The sequence below is a fragment of the Psychrobacillus sp. FSL H8-0510 genome, from assembly GCF_038008345.1.
In the GTDB taxonomy this organism is placed as follows: domain Bacteria; phylum Bacillota; class Bacilli; order Bacillales_A; family Planococcaceae; genus Psychrobacillus; species Psychrobacillus psychrotolerans.
Genome location: NZ_JBBOYZ010000001.1, coordinates 1,731,940 through 1,753,578 on the forward strand (window position 1 = coordinate 1,731,940; position 21,639 = coordinate 1,753,578).

Here is a 21,639-nt window from a genome sequence, read left to right on the forward strand (position 1 = left end):
TTTGAGACAAGAATAAAAACCCCTATTTATGCAGCCAATTGACGGTATTGAACCGGCGATTGGCTGTTTAGTTTCGTTTGAATACGGATATTGTTATAATAAGTAATGTATTCTTCGACGATACTTATCACACGCGTATTAGTTGTGCGGTAAATTTCGTCGAGGTAGAACGTTTCTGACTTTAGCGAGGAGTGAAACGTTTCGATAGGGGAATTATCAGCTGGCGTGCCTTTGCGGGACATGCTCATGATAATTCCTTTTTCTTTGACTGCTTTTTGATAAGCATAGGATGTATAAACGGAACCTTGATCACTATGCAGAATACACCCTTCGGGTAGCTCAGGCAATTGATAGAGCGTGTCCAACACAAAGTTGGTGTCTTGTTTAAATCCAATAGTTTGTGCCACAATCTCCCCATTGTAGACATCTAGAATACTAGAAAGATACATCATCGATTGGCCAAAAGGCAAGTACGTAATATCTGTGACTAACTTCTCCAAGGGCTTAGATGCTGTAAAATCCCGTGCCAATAAATTCGGTGCGACATATGCGGGCTGCCCGGTACACTTGCGTTTCTTCACCTTAACTTTACATTGCCAACCATTTATTTGCATGATACGCTGCACAGTCTTCTCACAAACTCCTGGGTACAGAGTGGCAATCTTGCGATAACCATATCGGAACCTATGTTGTTTGCATAAGTCGCCAATCTGCTGATCTCGAATTTCTTTTTGAGTGAGTTGATCCGCATTCTTTCTCCAACGATAGTAGGATGAGCGACCTACACCTAGGTGCCGACAAATCTCGCCTATTGGCATAATGTCCTTTAATTCTTTGACTAATTGGATGACTACTTTTGGCGCCACTTCCTTTCCAATTCTGCGTACTTTTTTAAGACTTCAATTTGCTGTTTCAAGTACCGATTCTCCAACTGTAACTCGGCTGTCTCACTGTCGTATTCTGGCCCTTTACCGAAGGTATATTGTTTACCAATTGGTTGATGGAGACGGTGGATTTCTCCATTTCGATACCACCGCATCCATGTCTTTAATTGCGTCTTATTACGAATGTTCAACTGATCCATTACTTCTTTTACCGGTACCTTAGCCAAGCGCATTTCAATTGCCTTCATTTTCACTTCTGCTGGATAACTAACTCTTGTCCCCATAGAAAAAACACCTCCGCATTGAATTTAGGTATTATATACCCGTTTTTCAACGAAAGGTGTTTTTATTTGTCTCATTTGTTTAGGTCAGTGCCGAGCAACTAGCTCATAGAATGGGGTTTATTTATTTTATCTAAGCCTTTTTGATAAATAAAGACATGATTAATCCTACGATTGCTAGGATTAAACCAAATATAAATGCATCTTGTACACCAGCAGTTAATGAAGCACTCAATGTTTCTGGATCCATTATATCAGTCGCATTCTTTAAATAAGCAGTTTGAGAAGTCGACATAATTGTAATCGCAACGGCTGTACCGATTGCACCAGATACTTGTTGTAATGTATTCATCAATGCTGTTCCATCAGGATACAGATTTCTCGGAAGCTGATTAAGACCATTTGTCTGTGCCGGCATCATAACCATTGATATTCCAACAAACAGAACTGAGTGCATCACAACAACCATAAATATAGAAGTGTCCATTGTAATATTGGATAGCATCCATAACATGATTATCATGATGACAAAACCTGGAGTAACAAGGCCTCTAGGACCATATTTGTCAAATAGACGACCAGTTAAAGGAGACATAAGTCCGTTCAAGACACCCCCTGGTAGTAGTACGAGTCCAGCTGTAAATGCAGCTAAAGCAAGTCCTGTTTGTAAGTATAATGGCAACAGAATCATGGAAGACATAATTACCATAAAGGTTATAAATACACTTAATAACCCTAACGTAAACATTGGGAATTTTAGGACACGTAAGTTAATCATTGGTACTTCCATTTTGAACTGTCTTAGACTGAACAAAACTAGTGAAACAAGGCCGACAACGATTGTCAAAATAACTATTGCACTGCCCCAACCCTTTTCTCCTGCACTACTAAAGCCGTACACAATTCCGCCAAAACCAATAGTTGATAAAATAATAGAAAGAATATCTATTTTCGGTTTCGTAACAGTTGTTACATTTTCTACGAATTTTATACCGAACAACAAAGCAATGAAAAGAAACGGTAAACAGATCCAGAAAATCCAATGCCAAGTAAGTTTCTCAAGAACCAAACCTGAAATAGTTGGGCCAATGGCTGGTGCAAACATGATAACCAATCCCATGAGACCCATTGTTGCCCCTCTTTTGTGAACAGGGAAGATGAGTAAAATAGTATTGAACATTAATGGTAATAATAATCCAGTCCCTATTGCTTGTACAACCCGTGATAGCAATAACACAGTGAAACTAGGTGCAACCGCTGCAATGAATGTTCCTACTATAGAAAATAGTAAAGAAGCGATAAATAATTGTCGCGTGGTGAACCATTGCATGATAAATCCAGAAACAGGAACTAATATTCCCAGTGTTAATAGATAACCAGTTGTTAACCACTGAACGGAGGATGGACTAATATCGAATATTGCTATTAGATCTCCTAGTGCCATATTCAATGCTGTCTCACTAAATAATCCGACAAACCCTGCTATTAAAAATGAAATTAAAATAGGGGTTGTTTTAAATACTTGTTTTTCTTGCTGTGGTGCGTTTTCAATCATGAACAAATTCCTCCAATTAATAACTATATAGACCTTCATACATTTGGATGAATTTAAACTAATCCTTACTTAATAATATTGTTATGTGCTTTTTAGCTACTTCAAGCGGTTTATTACTTTTACTCGTTAAAGATAAAAGAATAGCACCTTCTATCATTAAATTCACAGTAATCCCCAAGTCCGTTGCTTGTTCTTTGTCATATCCAGACTGAAGCAATTTTTTCTGATAAATTGCTTGCCATTCTGCAAAGGCTAATTGACAAGCTATACGAATCGGCTCACTCGTAGAATGGGTTTCGCCAGCTATTGTGCCAATAGGGAAACCTATGTTTTTACTATTTACAATGATTTCTGATAAATGATCTAAATGTATTTGAAATGCATTGATAGGATCTTCAATTTCATCAAATAATTCTTGAATTTCATTTATAACAATTTCTTTTGTATATTCAATTGCTGCAATGGCAAGCTGTTCCTTTCCATCCGGAAAATAATGATAAAGTGATCCTTTGGGAATTCCACTTTCCGCAAGAATGTCTTTAAGCCCTACTCCGTAGTAGCCTCTTAATCGAAAAAGGCGAGAGGCAGTTTCAATAAGAACATCTTTTGAATTATTTTTCTCAGACACTTTTAAATCACCTCACAAATTATACAAACTGGTCTATTAGTAAATATATAGAAATGCACAAGCGTTGTCAAAAATTTTTGATGAGATTAGCAGTGGCAGGTTACCATTTGTGTATATCATTCCCATTATATAAATGATAAAATATTTTGATAATGGTATTGAGCAAAAGGAGAAATGTAGATGATTTATGTACGACCTCCAAATAATTTACACCAATTAGCGGCTTTCTTAGAAACAATGAATAGTATTGATGCTTCACATATTGGTTATTGTGGAGAAGAAGAGGAAGAGATTTTTGATACACTTTCCCATGATTTTTCGGATATAGACATAGAGAAATCATTTGTGGTTGCATACGAAGAAGATCATCTAGTTGGTGCATTAGGATTTGATATAGATGCAGAAAAAAGAAGTGCGGAAGTATGGGGACCATTTGTCGGAAATGGGAAAGATAAGCTTCAAATTGCCGATGACTTATGGAAAGCCTTAGAGAATACAATTCCTTTTAAATTAGATGAATACCAATTCTTTATAAACGATAAAAACACTTTTGTGAAACAATTTGTTGGACGAATGGATGGAATAGAAAACGGCCACCATCTCATATTAACGACTGCAAGAGAAAATATAGCTGATAGAAATGATCTACATGTCGTAACATATGACTCTTCTTTTATGAAATCATTTAGCGAGCTTCATCAACTGGCTTTTCCAAATACATATTATAGTAGTGAGCAGATTCTATCCCGAATAAGTAGAGACAATCTCTTGCTTATCATCCAACACGATATGGAGTTAAAGGGGTACGTGTATGTGGAAGCTTCTCCACTTCACGGAGAAGGAGCAATTGAATATATTGCCGTTTCTCCAGATTACAGAGGGCAAGGGTTAGCAAAGAAACTAATGAAAGCTGCACTACATCATTTATTTTCATATGATTCAATAGAAGAAATCACCTTAAGTGTGGAGTCTAGCAATAAAGCAGCAATAGCCCTTTATATGGACGCTGGATTTGGAGTAAAACATAAGCTCGTTGCCTATAAAAAATAGATAAGCGTTATTTGGATCGAGAAGTACGTTCTTCATAATTCTTTTCATGCTTCGTATCTCTTAACATTTGATTATTATGCTTTTCCTCCGGATCGATTCCAGACATTGCATCATCGAAAGGTTGATAATTCATAGGAGGAAAACGATTCTTTTTGATCATTTTGTAAGTAATGCGTGCAATTAAGACAACAAAGAAAAATCCAAATAGAGTACTAACTATATCCATCTAATAACACTCCTTTCCATATAGTATTCGACTTCATAGAAGAAATACCTTTTTCAAAGAAGGTCCTTCATCGTAATCACTTCCTACTACGCATAGAGTATAGAGTCTTAAAAAGTCTATCATACGAAGGGAGAAGAAAATGGGAGCAAGGTTGATCCAAATTTCGGTTGGGGTTAGCTTAGGAAGGTAAAGGCACTGCCAAATAGAAAGTGCCTTTAAATTACATAGAACTTAAACAGGTTAATACAAATACATCTTAAGGCTGAGGGAACTTCCCATCTGAAGACCATAGGAAATGGTATCCATATCTATATAATGAACTGTATAAGGTAAATAAATAGGAGGTTGCGGAAATGAGTATAAAAAAGATTGGTGTCATCGCAATTATTGTCATAATTTTAGGAGCAGCTATTAATATCGGGATGAATATTGCAGGGGGATCTAACAAAAAATCAGAAGAAATTGAGATAGCCGAAAAGTTCACGAACATAGAAATTATAGGCGACAATACAGCCATTGAAGTAGTTCAATCATCGGATTCTAAAGGGAAAGTTGAATTTAAAAATAAAAAGGGCACATCTAGTAAAATAAAGGCATATGTTAAAGGCAATACTTTACATGTAGAAAAGAAAAAGAAATTTTTTGGCGGCATTAATATTGGATTAAATACTTCTCACAATAAAATTATTGTATCTGTTCCAGATGAAAAGTATGAAGAGTTAACAACGGATACAGACAATGGGCAAATTACCGTAAATAATCTTCAAATTGCCAATGTCGATATCAAAACTGATAATGGAAAAATAGTGCTAGAGGACCTGGAAAGTAAAAAGGTCTATGTAAAAACTGATAATGGAAAAATAGACTTTCACCATGTATCAGGAGATATAGAAGCCAAAACAGATAACGGGCAAATTACCATGGTGACGGATAATTTAGACCGGGACATCTCTTTCAAAACCGATAATGGCCTTATAAATATTCATACGACGACGGAACCAAAAAATGCAACAATTCAGGCGGATATAGACAATGGAAGAATTAATATTTTTGGTTCTGCCAATGAAAAAACTGTTTTTGGTAAAGGCAAGAATATAATCGATTTAAGAACAGATAATGGAGTTATTTCTATAATAAAGGGAGATTAACAAAGAAAGAAAACCAATATATTGACGTACACCCTAATCTTTGTTAAATTGTTTCTTATATCATTTGTGAAGAGAAGATTCTAGTAGAAGAAAAACTCGTCCTTAGTGGGCGAGTTTTTTTATGGAAGAAAGGAGCAGTCTATTGTTAAAAAATCTAATTGTAGTAGTAGGCTCCTTTATAATTGCTTTTGCGTTTAATGCATTTTTAGTGCCGCATGAAATTTTAAGTAGTGGAATTAGTGGGATCGCTATTTTAGTAGGATTGATAACCCCGTTTGATACAGGTATACTCAATTTTGTCATGAATGTACCTCTTTTGATATTAGGGTATTACAAGCTTGGGAAACAAATTACGCTTAACACCCTCGTGTGTGTGTTATCGTTATCTGTATTTCTTTATGTAATTCCAGCAGAGTCAATTACAGATAATATATTGCTATCAGCTATATTTGGCGGAGCTATAGGCGGTGTGGGAATAGGACTTATTATGAAATACTCGGGTACTTCTGGTGGTATGGATATAATAGCTATTATTATTTCTCGCTCAAGTAATTTTAGTGTTGGACTATTACTCACAGGAATGAATAGTGTGATTGTGCTAATTTCAGGAATGATATTCAACTGGGAAATAGCACTCTACACCTTATTATCTATATATTTAACTGGTAAAGCGATTGATACAATCTATACTAATCATGAAAAAATAACTATGCAAATTATAACAACGGTCGCTGAACCAATTCGTCAGGAATTGTTAGCAAGCATTTATCGTGGCGTCACAGTGACAGAAGGTTATGGTGGCTATACGCTAGAGAAAAAGTATATTTTAATGATGGTCGTTACTCGTTATGAAACGGCACAAATCAAACAAATTGTTAGAAAACATGATGAGCAGGCATTCATTAATATTACACAAACGATTGAAGTAGATGGTAATTTTGCACGGAATATTCATTAGATATCAAGATGCACTTGTTACTTATCCAAATAACAACATATAAAAGTATAAGAATAAATCAAAAGCCGAGAGTTAACACAACTCTCGGTATTTTTGTATTTAAAAGTAATTTCTCGTTTTTTTCATGATGAAAGATAAGTGTTGAATAAAAATTTCTGCACTGGGAACACTTTCCGGTAAGAACCATAATTTAATGGAAAATGAGGAAGAATATGAGTTTATTTAAAAAGAAACGCAAAATCGTTATTCAACCTTCACCTCCAAGTAAAAGTGAGCCTAAAAGTGTTGAAGAAAGTAGTTCATTAAAAAAAAGTTTAAAAGAGAATATACAATATATAAAAAAAACACTTGGCGAGAGTGCTGATATTATTGTTCGTGAAGTTAAAATGGGTACTGAAGGAAATATTAAGGTTGGAATCATTTATACAGATGGTTTAAGTAATTCAGAAAATTTACAAAATTTTATCATGGAAACTTTAATGATGGATATAAAAAAGACAGATATTGAAAATAATTTAACTGCGGATTCCCCTGTTTTAACTTTGTTCAAGGACTTTGCGCTAACCGTAGGAGAATTAAAGGATGTAAGTGAATTTGATCAATTATTCACTTCTCTATTATCTGGGGATGTAATTCTTTTAATAGATGGCTTTTCAAGTGGATTCATTATTGGTAACAAATACTGGGAAAGTCGAGGAGTCACAGAACCAACAGCACAAACGGTTATCAGAGGTCCTAGGGAGGGGTTTTCTGAAAGCTTACGCGTGAATACTGCACTAGTTCGTCGAATTATTAAAGATGAAAATCTATGGATGATTAGTAAGGAAGTCGGTAGGCGTAGTAAAACAAATATTTCCATAATGTACATAAATGGTGTAGCTGAACAAAATGTAGTGGATGAAGTTTGTAATAGGATGAATCGTATTGATATTGATGGCATTATGGAAAGTGCAAATATTGAGGAGTTTATACAAGATTCGCAATTAACTGTATTTCCAACAGTATTTAATACAGAGCGACCAGATACTGTGGCAGCAGGTTTACTAGAAGGTAGAATTGCTATTTTAGTGGATGGGACGCCTTTCGTATTAATGGTACCTGCACTATTTACAGAGTTCTTTCAGTCTTCAGAAGACTATTATCAACGTACAGTGATGGCTAGTTTAATTCGAATACTTAGATTTGTTGCATTTGGTGTTTCCGTACTTGTCCCAGCGCTATATTTATCGATAATCACATTTCACCATGAAATTATACCGCCAGCACTATTAATCAGTTTGGCCGCCCAGCGAGAAGGAGTCCCATTTCCTGCATTCGTAGAGGCAATTATTATGGAAATTACTTTTGAAATTTTGCGAGAGGCCGGATTAAGGATGCCTAGAGCTATTGGATCCGCTATGTCCATAGTTGGTGCATTTGTAATTGGTACCGCTGCAGTAGAGGCTGGATTTATCTCTGCTGCAATGGTAATTGTTGTTTCTATTACCGCCATTTCTAGTTTTGTTTCTCCATCTTATGACATTGCTATTGCTGGCCGGATTTTACGATTTATATTTATGGCTTTAGCAGCATCATTTGGCTTATATGGTATCCTTATCGGTTTTATCGCATTAGTTCTTCATGTATGTAGCCTTAGTTCCTTTGGTGTTCCATATATGACACCGTTAGCTCCGTTAAATCTAACTGGACTTAAGGATAGTATAGTTCGATTTCCTATATGGGATTTACTTACACGCCCGCCTTATATTTCAAAGAATAGAGTAAGGCAGCGCCGTACAAAAGTAAATTTCCAAAAAAGCTCTCACTCGAAGAGGTCTCAAAATGGTTAGAAGGATTGTACAACTTATAGGTATCATTTTCATCAGTTTATTGCTCACGGGTTGTTGGGATAAGCGAGAAATTAATGATTTAGCCATTGCAACTGCAATATCCATTGATAAAAAAGACGATGAATATCATGTTTCGGCTCAAGTTGTTTTACCAACTGAATTATCGATGAAGGGCGGGATGGGAAGTTCTCCAGTTACACTCTATGAAGCATCGGGAAAATCAGTCAATGAAGCCATTCGAAAACTCACTCAAGTGTCCCCACGGATTATCTACTTGGGACATCTAAGAGTAGTGGTAATTAGTGAAGAATTGGCAAAGGAGGGAATTGCAACTACTGTCGATTTTTTATCACGCGGATGGGAACTGAGATCTGACTTTTATATGATTGTTTCTAAAGGAAGGGATGCAAAGGAAATATTAAATGTACAAACCTCCTTGGAACAAATTCCGTCAAATGAACTCTATAATATTCTACACACATCAGAAGCTAACTACTCTAGTACAGTTGCTGTAAACTTTTTTGAACTAAAAACAAATTTAGAACGTGATGGAAAAGAAGGCGTACTAACTGGCGTTGAGATACTAGGAGATCCCAAGAAAGGCTCAAGCAAACAAAATGTCGAAATGATAATTCCCGATGCTAAAATAAAATTTAAAGAGTTAGCTGTTTTTAAAAAAGATAAACTAGTTGGGTGGTTAGACGAGCAGGAAAGTAGAGGTTTTAACGAGGCAACAAATCAAGTAAAAAGGACTATTGGATTAGTTACATGCCCTGACGGGGGGGAAGTCTCTATTCATACTAAAAAATATAACTCAAAGATAAAAAGTAAAACAATGAGTAATAATCCTGAAATAGAAATCAAAGTGAACATCGTTGCAAATTTAGGTGAGGTTAGTTGTGACATTGATTTAACGAAGGAAAAAACTATTGAAATGCTGCAAAAGGAATATGAGAAAGTGGTAAAAAAAGAGATTCAAGAAACAATTAAAGTAGTTCAACAAAAATATCAATCAGACATTTTTGGTTTTGGGGCTGCTATATACAAATCAAACCCACAGCAATGGAAAAAAGTTAAAGCTAATTGGGATGAAATATTTGCTGAATTGCCAGTAAGTGTAGAAGTTAAGGTACAAATTAGTCACTTTGGTTCGGTTTTAAATCCAATTGACAAGAAAGAAAAGTGAGTAAAACAGTATGGTAAAAGTAATTGGAATATTATTGGTAATTATTGTCGTTGTCTTGATTGATGTGCCAACTATGTGGAAGAACAAACAAAAAAAAGAATTGATTGTCTACTCAGTACTGCTATCTATAGGAGTAACTTTATTAATCTTATTAGCAGTTGGTATTAAAATACCTAGCCCTGTTGATCTGTTTACAATAATGGAGAAATCATTCGAAAGTCTTGTCAAATAAATGAGTAAAGCATGAGGGGGGTAGAGGGATGCAGACAGATAAAATAACGCCATTTCAATTTTTAGTATTAGTTATTTTTTTTACGATAGGTTCAAGTATCCTCTATATTCCTTCTACACTTACAACTGCAGTAAAACAAGATGCTTGGCTTGCAGCAATAATCGGTAATCTCTTAGGACTATTAGTTGTCTGGTTTTTTACGACAATTAGTTTATGGTTTCCTAAACTAACCTATACCGAAGTAAATGAAAAAATATTCGGAAAATTGGTAGGGAAGTTAATTTCTATCTTATTCGTGTTAATGGCTTTCCTTTATGCTTCGGCGCTTATTGCACAGTCAAGTATTTTTTTAATTACACAAATGTATCCCGAGACACCTTTAACATTTATAAATCTTTTAATGGTTCTTATTGTTATTCTGGCGGTTCGTCTAGGTATTCAAACTATCGCGCGTTCTGCTGAAATCTTTTTATTCTTTTTCTTCTTATTGTTTATGATCCTAGTTGTGAGTATATCACCTCAAATCCAATTGGATAATTTAGAACCCTTTTTTCAGGCTCATATTACTTCAATTTTAAATTCTTCTTTCAAGGTTACGGCAGTTTCTAGTATTAACGCCATTGTCTTATTCATGATTTTTCCCGCATTTGTTAGCGATATTAAAAAGTGTAGAAAAAATTTCTATATTGGTACTTTAATTGGTGGTGCTGTAATTATCACAATTACCATGCTTTGTATTTTCGTACTTGGTTCAAATACTACCGAGCATCAAGTATATCCAAGTTATACATTAGCGAAAGTCATAAATGTAGGAGACTTTATAACACGTATAGAAGGTCTAATGGCTCTTTTGTGGACTCTTGCGCTATTTTTTAAAGTTACACTTTATTTTTACACAGGTGTGCTGGCCTTAAGTAAACTATTGAATATAAAGGAATACCGAGTATTAACTTTCCCGGCCGGAGCAATAATCCTAGTCTTTTCTATTATCATTTTCCCGAACATTTTATATCAATATAAATTTGACGAAGAGATTGCAATTGCCATAACTTTTGTCATTGGCTTAATTTTCCCGCTATTAGCAACCATTGTTTTTCAATTAAGAAAGAAAAAGCTTAAAAAAGACCCCGATTATGCAAAGTCGAATTAGAGATGAGTTATGACCAATGATACGCAAAGAAAAAGTTAAAACGCTCTCAGAGCTAATGTGAAGCATCCTAATATTTGTAATTGTCACGGTAAAAAAATGTATTTTCGACGAAAAATCATAGTGAATTTTAATAAGGTTCCCAAATACATATTTGGGAACCTTATTTTGTGGTAATATAAGTAGTAGAGGAAGTGGTTTGATGCAAAAGGAATTACCTAAAATTATGAAAGATTTTTTAGTGTATTTAACGACTATTAAAGGCAAATCAATACGAACGAGAAAAGAATATGAATATGATTTAACTTTGTTTTTCCGATTTTTATTAGCAGTTGAAAATGATGTGCCAATAACCGAGATACAAAGCATTAGTATTAAGGAAGTGGATCCTGAATTTATCCAAAAGATAACGCTCGAAGATATCTACCTTTTCCAGGAGTATTGTGAAGTACAGCGCCAAAATAGTGCCGCATCAAGAGCTCGCAAAGCAGCAACTATTAAATCGTTTTTTAAATACCTAAAAGGGAAAAGAAGATTATTAGATTATAATCCTGCAGAAGAGCTAGAATCACCTAAGATAGCAAAAAAAACACCCATCTATTTGGATCAGCATGAGGCAATACAGTTCATCACTGGTATAAAGAAAACGAGCCATTATTATCGTAATTATAGTATTATTATGTTTTTCTTAAACTTAGGAATTCGTGTTTCCGAATTATGTAGCTTAAATATAAACTCCATACAAGGAAATGTATTACATGTTGTGGGGAAGGGAAATAAAGAAAGAACGGTTTTCTTGAACTCCACTTGTCTCCAATCCATCCAACATTATAAAGAAAAAGAAAGACAATACATAAAAGGCGCAAGTACAAATAATTCCTTGTTTCTTTCTCAAAAAGGCACACGACTCACTCGGCAAACTGTAGCTAAAATAGTGAAACAAATCAACGTAGCATCAGGGTTAAACAAAGGAAGTATAACGCCTCATAAGTTAAGGCATACTTCCGCAACAATCATGTACAAAAATGGAGCAGATATTAGAAGTCTTCAGCAAATACTAGGTCATACGAGCGTTTCCACTACACAGATTTATACGCATGTAGAAGACAAAGAAATACAAAATGTAATGGAGAGCAACCCATTCAACTTCCTTCAACAAGCAAAACATACTACTGCAGAATGAGGATAAATTTTCCATTTTAAATACATATTTTTGTTGCCTATAATAGTATTATGTAAACTAGAATTAATTAAAAAATATTCTAAAATAATGGTTGCCAGTTAGTCATGAGTTTCGTCACAACCAACTAGCATCCCTGAAATTGATCAGTAGTCATGGGTTGTCATTTTTGCCCATTTTTCATTAGGTCTTCAGCTCCTAACCCCACGAATAACCTTAGAAAAGCAATAAAGGCAAATTATGCCTTTATTGCTTTTTAGTGTTCGCCGGGAAATAGGCACTTATGCTTTTGTTTTTTTAGAGGTTATATTCGATAATTCCAAATCCTTCTGTAGAAATACTGACATTAGACCCTTCTATTAATAACCCAGAACTATACAGTATGTTATATTTTTGGTCCCGATCCAGTGCATATTGCTGCTCATCGGAACTAGGATTAAGTAAGACGATAATTGTTTTGGTAGCGTTGTGCTTTTTATACCCAAATATACCATTTGCCTCCGTAGGATGTACGAATGTTATGGAGCCTTCATTGGCAAGTAGTTTTTCTTTAGTTCGTAGTGCTATCAGCGTTTGGATATGATTTTTTAACTCTAGCTGGTGATTATTTTCATCCCAGTCCATACATTCACGACAGCCGGGATCTTGGCCACCTGTAAGGCCTATTTCATCGCCATAATAGAGGCATGGAGTTCCCATAAAGGTTAAAAGAATAGTAAATACTTGTTTCGTTATATTAATATTATCATTACATTCTGTAAGAATTCTAGCAGTATCATGGCTACCAACAAGATTAAAAGTGAAATCAAACACAGTTTTCGGGTAACTGTAGTATACCTTACTCATATTCTCTGCAAATTGTTTTGAATTAATGCTGTTTTTTGCCAGAAGATTTAATACATTTGTTTTAAAGGGATAATTCATCACCGCATCAAATTGATCTCCTCTAAGCCATGGCATTGAATCATGCCATATTTCTCCAAGAATATAAACATCCGGTTTTGCTTCTTTAACAGTTTTTCTAAACTCGCGCCAGAAAGGTTGGTCTACTTCGTTTGCAACATCAAGTCTCCAACCGTCAATATCAAATTCATTTATCCAATAGGTACCTACTTCCAGTAAGTATTTTTTAACTTCTGGATTAGCAGTATTCAGCTTGGGCATAGAATCTACAAAACCAAAAGCCTCATAGTTTGGCTTTTCTCCTCCTAGAACGGGGAAGCTGTGGATGTGGAACCAATCTTTATAAAGTGAGCTTTCTCCGTTCTTTAGGACATCCTGGAAGGGAGGGAAGTAATAACCGCTATGATTAAATACGGCATCCAGCATTACCTTAATGCCGCGGCTATGGCATTGTGTTATTAGTTCTTTTAATGCATCTGCATCCCCAAATTGAGGATCTATCTCCATATAGTCAATCGTATCGTATTTATGATTGGAGGAGGCTTCGAATACTGGAGTAAAATAAATACCATTTACCCCTATATCCGTGAGGTGGTCTAAATGTGCTGTTACGCCGGCGAAGTCACCACCAAAGAAGTTATTAACTGCAGGGGGTTCACTGCCCCAAGCTTTTGTATTTTTGGGATTAATAGAAGGATTTCCGTTGCCAAAACGTTCTGGGAATATTTGATACCAAACAGTGTCTTTTACCCACTGGGGCGCTTGGAACAGTTCATTCTCATGTAAATACGGAAAACAAAAATAATAATCACTGTCAGTTGGTATACTGTCAAAAAAACCTTTTTCTGTATATATTGTTTCCTCCGTTAAAGAAGTTAACTGAAAGCCGTAGCGTAATCGTTTGGTTGCTGCAAATGCTTCAGTTTCCCAATAATCATGTAAACCATCGTTTCCAACTAAGTTCATAGGCATTTTAGAAAATTGCCATTCGCCATTTCTCCAAATATAAGGATCACCAAATATTAACGAAACAGAAGTAACATCATTTTTTTTTGTCTTAAGTCGTAATTGTAGTGTTCGATCATCTAGTAAATAAGCGAAGTTATCGGTGGGACGGTGAAAAATAGCAGTTTTCTCCATTATACATCTCCTTTAAAACGAATTATTTTACTTCCAAGTAATTTAAATATAGACGCTCAATGTAGTGAGCATAGAAGGAGAAGAAGCGTTATATTAAAAAAATTTTAATATTTATAATATTTATAAAAAATAGATTGTTTCCTTCTCAAATAAATGTATAATAAAATTATGAGTTGTGCAATCGTTTTCATAGATTCATTACTAATATATTATTCTTTCAATCTTATATATAGACTTATAAGTAATTGAAAGAAATTATTTTTAGCAACTTATGATAGCGCTTTCTTTTGCTGAAATGTGCAAGCGTTTGTCCAACTTAGCGTAGGTTTAAACCAAAAAATAGGAGGGGTACAAATGAAAAAGTCATTAACTTTGTTGTTCATGCTCATTATTACATTGGCATTATTAGTTGCATGTGGACCGAAAAGGGAGGAAACAACTCCTGCGAAAACAGATGAAAAAGAAACAGAAACAGAAACTGGGGCTGAATCTTCAGAAGAACCAGCAAAACCTGAAACACTTATAGTTTGGGAGGATACAGATAAATCTGTCGCTCTAAAACCTGCTATCGAATCTTTCGAAAAGGAATATGGTATTAAGGTTGAATTTAAAGAATTAGGTATGGCGGATAAAATGCGTGATCAGCTACGTTTAGATGGTCCTTCGGGAACTGGTGCAGACGTAGTTACTTTACCTCATGATCAAATTGGTCAAGTTGTGACAGAAGGGTTGCTTCAGGAAATTGAAGTAAGTGATGAAATCCTTTCTACTTTCAGTGAATCAGCTGTGACTGCACAGAAATATGATGGAAAATTATACGGTTTACCAAAAGCTACAGAGACACCAGTATTTATTTACAATAAGGCTTTAATGGAGGAAGCTCCAGAAACAATGGATGAAGTTTATGCTTTTGCAAATGAATTTACAGATGGTAAAAAGTTTGGATTCTTAGCAAAATGGGATGACTTCTACTTTGCACACGGAGTCTTTGGAGGTATGGGGGGATATGTATTCAAAGAGAATGATGGAGCCCTTGACCGAGATGATGTTGGTTTAAACAATGAAGGCGGTATAGCTGGTGCAGAATATATTCAAAAATGGTATGCAGAAGGTTTATTCCCTAAAGGAATTATAGGGGATAGCGGTGGATCAGCGAAAGATGGTCTATTCAATGAAGGGAAAGTCGCATCTGTAATGGACGGTCCTTGGGCATTCCAAGGGATGAAAGACGCTGGGATTGATATTGGAGTAGCTGCAATGCCAACCTTACCAAATGGTGAGCATATGAAGACATTTATGGGAGTTAAAGGATGGCATGTATCCGCATTTACAGAACATCCATATTGGTCAACTAAATTAATAGAATGGTTAACAAATGAAGAGAATGCAAAAATTCGTTTTGAATTAACACAAGAGATTCCACCAGTTACAACATTGATTGAAGATCCGATTATTGCGGACAATGAAGGGGCAAAAGCAGTAGCACTTCAATCCCAATACGCAATACCTATGCCTAATATTCCAGAAATGGCGGAAGTATGGGGACCTGCAGCATCTGCACTACAAACCCTTGCAACTGGTAAGGCAGAACCAAAAGCTGCAATGGACGATGCAGTTAAAACGATCAAAACAAATATAGAAACTAACCATCCACAATAACTTAGAACAGCATAAGCGCTCGAGCTAGTTCAGCGAGTATTAGCGCAAACTTACTAATTCTCAAACAAGGCAAAGGCATGTTTCCTTTAAGGGGTCATATGCCTTTGCTTCTCTATTATGTATGAGTGTCAATGTTGTAAGGAAATCCATGTGAAAATAGGAGAGTATTCTCTTTCATAGGAAAGAAGGAGGCGACAACTACAATGAACAGTAATGTCACAACCAAACATAGAAAAAATGCTGGGTTATTATCCATCATCCCAGGTTTTGGACAATTTTATAATAAACAGTTTGTCAAAGGAATTATCTTTTTAGTATTAACAGTCGCATTCTTTAGTAGTTTTTCTCAAACGCTAAACTGGGGATTCTGGGGTCTTATTACGCTTGGAGAAATTCCAAAGCTTGATCATTCCATATTCTTATTAATCGATGGAATTATCGCCTTGTTGGTAGCAATCATAGGTCTTGGAATTTATGCTTTCAATATATATGATGCTTACCACAATGGAAAAAAACGAGATGAGGGTTTCCTATTAAATAGCGTGAGGGAGCAGTATCACAATCTTTTGGATAACGGTTTTCCTTATCTAATGATTTCCCCAGGATTTTTATTATTAATCTTCGTAGTTATTTTCCCAATAATCTTTGTAATTCTTCTCTCATTTACAAACTATGATTTATACCATTCACCACCAGCAAAACTGGTAGATTGGGTAGGAATTCAAAACTATATTGATATATTCAAATTAGACCTTTGGAGGTCTACATTCTTTGGTGTACTCGGTTGGACAATTGTTTGGACATTTGGAGCAACCACTTTGCAGGTTGTGATCGGGGTCTTTTTAGCCGTTGTCATCAATCAAAAGGATTTAAAAGGGAAAGCTTTTTTCCGCACAATATTAATATTGCCGTGGGCAGTACCAGCATTTGTGTCAATCCTAATTTTTTCAGGGATGTTCAACGAATCGTTCGGCGTTATTAATACGCAAATACTGAGTATGTTAGGAATTGATGCAATTCCATGGATGACAGAAGAATTATGGACTCGATTTGCACTGATTTTAATACAATCATGGCTTGGTTTCCCATTCATCTTCGCAATGACAACTGGGGTGCTACAATCTATTCCAAATGAGTTATATGAGGCCGCAAATGTAGATGGAGCTTCTATCTTCCAGAAATTCAGAGGTATTACTTTACCAATGGTACTGTATGCAACGGCGCCAATTCTGATCACGCAATATACATTTAACTTTAATAATTTCAATGTCATCTTCCTATTTAACGGTGGTGGTCCGGCTTTACCAGGTCAAAATGCCGGTGGATCAGATATCTTAATCTCTTGGATTTATCAATTGACGATGACTTCTGGACAATATGGGAAAGCAGCTGCAATAACGATGCTACTATCACTTATTGTTATTACGGTAGCGTTATGGCAATTCAAACGAACTAATTCATTTAAAGAGGAGGATATGATGTAATGACTAATAAAACTGAGAAAATAATCAGATTGTCAGTTTCTTATCTTATTCTTCTAATTGCTGTAGTCATTGTTGTTTACCCTTTATTATGGGTACTGGGATCTTCCTTTAACCCGGGACAAAGTCTATCAGGTTCAACAATGTTTCCAGAAAATCCTACACTTAAGCACTATAAGAGCTTATTTGACATAGAAAACTCTAATTACGTTTTATGGTATTTAAACTCGATGAAGATAAGTTTAATAACGATGGTATTTGCGGTATTAAGTGTCGCTTTTACTGGATATGCTTTCTCACGCTACAGATTTATCGGAAGAAAAAATGGACTTCTTACCTTTTTAGTCCTACAGATGATTCCAAACTTCGCGGCACTTATTGCCATCTTTGTACTTGCTCAGCGAACTGGACTGCTAGATACGCATGTTGGTTTAATACTTATTTATGTTGGTGGTCAAATACCAATGAATACTTGGTTAATGAAAGGCTATTTGGATACGATTCCAAAAGAACTGGATGAATCTGCACGTATGGATGGAGCGGGTCATTTACGCATTTTTTGGCAAATTATCATGCCTTTATCAAAACCAATTTTAGCAGTAGTAGCATTATTTTCATTCATCGCTCCATTTGGTGATTTCATACTTGCTCGTATTATGTTACGTAGTGAAGAGAAGTTCACAATGGGTGTAGGCCTATACGAACTAGTTTCCAAACAGTTTGGGAATGAGTTTACTACATTTGCAGCGGGGTCTGTTTTAATCGCAATCCCAATTACAATACTTTTCCTATCATTCCAAAAGTATTTTATCTCTGGTTTAACTGCTGGTGGTACGAAGGGTTAATGACTTCAAAGGAAAGAAGTTGCTTACGATGACCATGACTAAAGGTAGAGTGCTATTCATTTTATTATTTCTTGTAATTGCCGTATCAAATCCGCAGCAATCTCTAGCAAGTGAGGAGAAACGGATGCAGGATGAGGTTATATACATGATTATGGTGGACCGATTTAACAGTGGAAATACGAGTAATGACAAAGACGCTAACATTAACGATCCACTTGCTTATCATGGTGGGGATTTTCAAGGAATTACCGACAAGCTAGATTATATAAAAGAAATGGGTTATACAGCAATTTGGTTAACTCCCATATTTGAAAATATGAATAACGGTTATCATGGATACTGGATTAAGGATTTCTATCAAACGAATCCCTATTTTGGTTCCATGGAAGAGTTTAAAACACTTGTAACCGAAGCGCACAAACGCGATATAAAAGTCATTTTAGATTTTGTCGTTAACCATGTTGGACCAAATCATGAGTGGCTTAATGATTCTACCAAAAATGATTGGTTTCATGAAAAAAAGTCTATTTCTAATTGGAATGATCAAGAAGAAGTTGAAAACGGTTGGTTATATGATTTACCCGATTTAGATCAAGAAAATCCAGAGGTAAGTAAGTACCTAATAGATGCAGCAAAATGGTGGATTCAAGAAACAGATATCGATGGTTACAGACTCGACACAGTTAAACATGTTCCAAAGGAGTTTTGGAAGGACTTCTCTGCTGAACTTAAAACGGTGAAAGAATCATTCTTTCTTATAGGAGAGGTTTGGCATGATAACCCTAATATAGTAGCTGGATATGAGGAAACTGGGATTGATGGTTTCATGGATTTTTCGCAAAATGAAAGTCTCCGTGCAGCTTTTGAAAAACCAAATCAGTCTCTAGGATGGTTATTTTCAAATAATGAGCGAAATAACAAATTGTTTGATCGACCAGAACTGCTAGGACAATTTATGGATAATCATGATATGCAAAGGTTCGCTAATTTAGCAATCCAAAATAACCAAGACCCGGTTACTCAGTTAAAGCTAGCGCTAACTTATATGTATACTGCTCCTGGCATTCCTATCTTCTACTATGGGACAGAAATAGCATTAGACGGAGGAAACGATCCAGACAATCGTCGAATGATGAATTTTGGAGCAGATGAAGAATTGACAACGTTTGTAAAAAAACTCGGTGCTGTTAGACAGCAGCAGTTATCTCTTACAAGGGGAGAAATGAAACTTTTAGTGGATGATGCAGGACTTACTCTTTATAAGAGAACTTACGGGGATGAAACCGTAATAGTAGCCATCAATAATACGTCAGAAGCTAAAAAGATTGCTTTAGATGAGGGTATAGAAAAAGGGAAACAGCTAAAAGGGTTATTAGCTGGTGAATTAGTTAACTCAGGTAATAATGAGGATGGGTACACGTTCAAGCTGGAAAGTGGACAGTCCGAAATATATGAGTTCGTCAATGAAAAGTCAGATAATCGTTTAGTTTTGAGCATTGTGATAGGAATAATAGTAATATTATTAGTTTTTTTGGTCCTTCGCTTCAAACGGACAAAACAATAATTTGTTATTAAATTTAATCCAAAGGTAGTCATAACTTACGAAAGAATGTGCAGCACGAAAGGAGTACTATAGACATGAACGAAAAATGGTGGAAAGAGGCAGTAAGTTATCAGGTGTATCCTAGAAGTTTCATGGATAGCAATGGTGACGGAATAGGTGATTTACGTGGAATCATTACCAAATTAGATTACTTGAAGGACTTAGGAGTAGACGTTATTTGGGTCAGTCCCTTCTATAAGTCACCTAATGCAGATAATGGATATGATATTAGCGATTATCAGGGTATTTCAAAGCAGTATGGCAATATGGATGATTTCGATGAGTTATTAGAAGAAATTCATGCAAGAGGGATGAAACTAATTCTTGATCTAGTAATCAATCATACAAGTGATGAACATCCTTGGTTTATTGAATCTCGTTCTTCTAAAGATAATCCTAAAAGGGATTGGTATATTTGGAAGGATGGTAAGGGTGATCAAGAACCGAATAACTGGGAAAGTATTTTCTCTGGAAGCGCATGGCAGCATGATGAACTTACGAACCAATATTATCTCCATCTGTTTGCCACGAAACAGCCTGACTTAAATTGGGAAAATACAGAGATGCGTCATGAGCTATTTAATATGGTGAATTGGTGGATCGACAAAGGTATCGATGGTTACCGTGTAGATGCGATCAGTCATATTAAGAAACGTGATGAGTTACCAGATATGCCAAATCCCAATGCTGAAAAATATGTTTCCTCTTTTGAAATGCATACGAACCAACCAGGTATTCAAAAGTATTTAAAAGAGTTGAAAGAAGAAACTTTTGCTAAATACGATATTATGACTGTTGGTGAAGCAAATGGAGTAGGAATCGATGAGGCAGACGAGTGGGTTGGAGAAGTAAATGGAAAGTTTAATATGATCTTTCAGTTTGAACATCTCGGACTATGGAATAAGGACCTAAATAACTCAGTAGATGTTATTGCTTTAAAGCAAGTTCTAACTAAATGGCAAAAAGGATTACACTCAAAAGGATGGAATGCTCTATTCCTTGAAAATCACGATCAGACACGTAGTGTTTCGAGCTGGGGAAATGACAAAGAGTACTGGAATGAAAGTGCCAAAATGCTAGCTGCCTGCTACTTCTTGATGCAAGGAACTCCATTTATCTATCAAGGCCAGGAAATTGGCATGACAAACGTTCAGTTTCCATCTATTCATGACTATGATGATATTGGCATGAAGAATTTTTATGATTTAGAAATAGCGAACGGTAAGTCGCATGAAGAGGTAATGGAGGTTATTTGGCGGAATGGCCGTGATAACTCAAGAACTCCGATGCAGTGGGATAGTACTTTAAATAGCGGATTTTCAGTAGGTGAGCCGTGGATGAAAGTCAATCCGAATTATTTAACGATTAATGTTGCAAATCAATTAGGAGATGAGAATTCTATTTATCATTTCTATAAGAAGATGATTCAAGTAAGGAAAGAAAATCCTCTATTTGTGTATGGAGAATATGATGTGATACAAGAAGAGCATCCCGATGTATACGTCTACTCACGAACAATAGGAGATCAGTTTGCGTTTGTGTTATGTAATTTTAGACAACAAATTACGGAACTTAAGTTAAAACATTTACCGAAACGTAACACAGATCTTATACTATATAATTATGAGAATGCACCGGAGCAGCTATCCGAGACTATAACTCTTAATCCATTTGAAGTAAGAGTATACTTATATAAGTAATATA

The 21,639-nt window shown here is 35.6% G+C and carries 18 protein-coding genes; 13 read left to right on the top strand and 5 right to left on the bottom strand.

The annotated features are described in order from the left end of the window. Positions 1 to 26: 26 nt before the first annotated feature. The 3 genes from MHI40_RS08470 to MHI40_RS08480 all read right to left on the bottom strand — a co-directional run bounded on the left by MHI40_RS08470 (position 27) and on the right by MHI40_RS08480 (position 3,348). A protein-coding gene (locus MHI40_RS08470; RefSeq protein WP_340762264.1) for an IS3 family transposase occupies positions 27 to 1,168 on the bottom strand; the annotation gives its coding sequence in 2 pieces (ribosomal slippage) (positions 27 to 898 and positions 898 to 1,168; 1,143 coding nt in all). Positions 1,169 to 1,298: 130 nt separating this feature from the next. Further along, positions 1,299 to 2,720 carry a DHA2 family efflux MFS transporter permease subunit gene (locus MHI40_RS08475; RefSeq protein ID WP_340762265.1) on the bottom strand — a complete coding sequence of 474 codons (1,422 nt, stop codon included), beginning with the start codon at positions 2,718 to 2,720 and terminating at the stop codon, positions 1,299 to 1,301. A gap of 58 nt (positions 2,721 to 2,778) precedes the next feature. Then, positions 2,779 to 3,348 (bottom strand): TetR/AcrR family transcriptional regulator, encoded by a 570-nt coding sequence (locus tag MHI40_RS08480; protein WP_340762266.1) that lies wholly within the window; start codon positions 3,346 to 3,348, stop codon positions 2,779 to 2,781. Between the two features lie 180 nt (positions 3,349 to 3,528). Here MHI40_RS08480 and MHI40_RS08485 point away from each other — a divergent pair, with 180 nt between their 5' ends. After that, positions 3,529 to 4,398 carry a GNAT family N-acetyltransferase gene (locus MHI40_RS08485; protein ID WP_340762267.1) on the top strand — a complete coding sequence of 290 codons (870 nt, stop codon included), beginning with the start codon at positions 3,529 to 3,531 and terminating at the stop codon, positions 4,396 to 4,398. Between the two features lie 7 nt (positions 4,399 to 4,405). Here MHI40_RS08485 and MHI40_RS08490 read toward each other — a convergent pair whose 3' ends face one another. After that, complete coding sequence (locus MHI40_RS08490; protein WP_340762268.1) at positions 4,406 to 4,624, bottom strand: hypothetical protein; 219 nt, start codon at positions 4,622 to 4,624, stop codon at positions 4,406 to 4,408. 353 nt (positions 4,625 to 4,977) lie between these two features. Here MHI40_RS08490 and MHI40_RS08495 point away from each other — a divergent pair, with 353 nt between their 5' ends. The 7 genes from MHI40_RS08495 (at position 4,978) to MHI40_RS08525 (ending at position 12,307) form a co-directional block, all read left to right on the top strand. Continuing rightward, a complete protein-coding gene (locus MHI40_RS08495; RefSeq protein WP_340762269.1) occupies positions 4,978 to 5,772 on the top strand; it encodes a DUF4097 family beta strand repeat-containing protein in 795 nt (264 codons plus the stop codon). Positions 5,773 to 5,914: 142 nt separating this feature from the next. Next, a complete protein-coding gene (locus MHI40_RS08500) occupies positions 5,915 to 6,730 on the top strand; it encodes a YitT family protein (RefSeq protein ID WP_322788049.1) in 816 nt (271 codons plus the stop codon). Positions 6,731 to 6,942: 212 nt separating this feature from the next. Further along, complete coding sequence (locus tag MHI40_RS08505) at positions 6,943 to 8,559, top strand: spore germination protein (RefSeq protein WP_340762270.1); 1,617 nt, start codon at positions 6,943 to 6,945, stop codon at positions 8,557 to 8,559. After that, positions 8,552 to 9,745 carry a Ger(x)C family spore germination protein gene (locus tag MHI40_RS08510; protein WP_340762271.1) on the top strand — a complete coding sequence of 398 codons (1,194 nt, stop codon included), beginning with the start codon at positions 8,552 to 8,554 and terminating at the stop codon, positions 9,743 to 9,745. The genes MHI40_RS08505 and MHI40_RS08510 overlap by 8 nt, the downstream gene beginning before the upstream one ends. 10 nt (positions 9,746 to 9,755) lie before the next feature. After that, positions 9,756 to 9,977, top strand: coding sequence for a hypothetical protein (locus tag MHI40_RS08515; protein ID WP_340762273.1), 222 nt, complete (start codon positions 9,756 to 9,758; stop codon positions 9,975 to 9,977). Between the two features lie 28 nt (positions 9,978 to 10,005). Next, on the top strand, positions 10,006 to 11,127 hold the full coding sequence (locus MHI40_RS08520) for a GerAB/ArcD/ProY family transporter (RefSeq protein WP_340762274.1): 1,122 nt from the start codon (positions 10,006 to 10,008) through the stop codon (positions 11,125 to 11,127). Positions 11,128 to 11,350: 223 nt separating this feature from the next. After that, a complete protein-coding gene (locus MHI40_RS08525; protein ID WP_340762275.1) occupies positions 11,351 to 12,307 on the top strand; it encodes a tyrosine-type recombinase/integrase in 957 nt (318 codons plus the stop codon). Between the two features lie 294 nt (positions 12,308 to 12,601). Here the strand turns inward: MHI40_RS08525 and MHI40_RS08530 are convergent, their stop codons facing one another. Continuing rightward, on the bottom strand, positions 12,602 to 14,347 hold the full coding sequence (locus MHI40_RS08530; protein ID WP_340762276.1) for a glycoside hydrolase family 13 protein: 1,746 nt from the start codon (positions 14,345 to 14,347) through the stop codon (positions 12,602 to 12,604). Positions 14,348 to 14,701: 354 nt separating this feature from the next. Between MHI40_RS08530 and MHI40_RS08535 the strand changes: the two genes are divergently transcribed. From MHI40_RS08535 to MHI40_RS08555, 5 genes are all read left to right on the top strand, one after another. Continuing rightward, positions 14,702 to 16,006 carry an extracellular solute-binding protein gene (locus MHI40_RS08535; protein ID WP_093534250.1) on the top strand — a complete coding sequence of 435 codons (1,305 nt, stop codon included), beginning with the start codon at positions 14,702 to 14,704 and terminating at the stop codon, positions 16,004 to 16,006. Positions 16,007 to 16,209: 203 nt separating this feature from the next. After that, the gene (locus MHI40_RS08540) at positions 16,210 to 17,490 is read left to right on the top strand and encodes a carbohydrate ABC transporter permease (protein ID WP_093534248.1); all 1,281 of its coding nucleotides are present in this window, start codon (positions 16,210 to 16,212) and stop codon (positions 17,488 to 17,490) included. After that, on the top strand, positions 17,490 to 18,332 hold the full coding sequence (locus MHI40_RS08545; RefSeq protein WP_340762277.1) for a sugar ABC transporter permease: 843 nt from the start codon (positions 17,490 to 17,492) through the stop codon (positions 18,330 to 18,332). The genes MHI40_RS08540 and MHI40_RS08545 overlap by 1 nt, the downstream gene beginning before the upstream one ends. Positions 18,333 to 18,366: 34 nt before the next feature. Further along, on the top strand, positions 18,367 to 19,896 hold the full coding sequence (locus MHI40_RS08550) for an alpha-amylase family glycosyl hydrolase (protein WP_340764445.1): 1,530 nt from the start codon (positions 18,367 to 18,369) through the stop codon (positions 19,894 to 19,896). 74 nt (positions 19,897 to 19,970) lie between these two features. Further along, complete coding sequence (locus MHI40_RS08555; protein ID WP_340762278.1) at positions 19,971 to 21,635, top strand: glycoside hydrolase family 13 protein; 1,665 nt, start codon at positions 19,971 to 19,973, stop codon at positions 21,633 to 21,635. Positions 21,636 to 21,639 lie beyond the last annotated feature (4 nt).